This is a genomic window from Liquorilactobacillus vini DSM 20605 (assembly GCF_000255495.1).
Lineage (GTDB): Bacteria > Bacillota > Bacilli > Lactobacillales > Lactobacillaceae > Liquorilactobacillus > Liquorilactobacillus vini.
This window is the reverse complement of record NZ_AHYZ01000047.1, coordinates 1-738: the sequence shown is the minus strand read 5'-3', so window position 1 is coordinate 738 and position 738 is coordinate 1. Positions and strand designations below refer to the sequence as shown.

Below are 738 nucleotides of genomic sequence, written 5' to 3'. Positions count from 1 at the left end.
CTGGATAGCTTTGACACGTTCTTCATGGGAAAACATATGGACATTCCTCCTGTGTTCATTTTTAGTCCAGGATTATGTCCGCCCCCCTTTTCCTACATTTTATAACCGCCCTCCACAGGTGCTTACAAAGTATCCACGTTATTGACAAAAAATCCAGTATTCCTGATGCCACTAACACAAAACATCAACAGAAGGATAGCCCAATACATGAATCATGGCTGCATAAGAACGGTCATACTTAAGAAATAGTTGAGGCGCTCTTCCTTAAAAAATATTCAAATTCCTCCAAATTTGATCCAGGGTTTTGTTCACGCTTACTTTTTTGTAAATTTTGTCCTTTGTTAAAGAACAAAATTATGTAAGCGCTATCTAGAAGGCGGGTTTATTATAATAAATGTAGAGAGGAGCAAGACAATGATAACTGAGTATAATAAAAAAGCTTTAATAAACTATTTTTTGAATCATCGTGGTTTCATTTCAGGATCAGAGTTATCAGCTTATTTGGGAGTCTCTATAAAAACAGTTTCACGAATTACTAAAAAAATTAACAAAAGAAACAGAAATAAACCAATTATTGAATCGAAAAGGGGAAGAGGCTACTTCTTAAATTATGAAAATTATACTAATCAAGAATTCACTATAAGAGGTGATAGTTCTAAGGAATTGACTTCAATTGAACGTAGGAATGAAGTTGTTAAACAGTTATTAGTTTCATCACCACAAAAACAAAACATTAAT

The 738-nt window shown here is 33.3% G+C and carries 1 protein-coding gene; it reads left to right on the top strand.

Annotated features, from left to right (window positions below):
- Positions 1 to 414: 414 nt before the first annotated feature.
- Positions 415 to 738: HTH domain-containing protein (locus tag ON15_RS02685; protein WP_010579940.1), on the top strand; the 324-nt coding region annotated here is incomplete at its 3' end.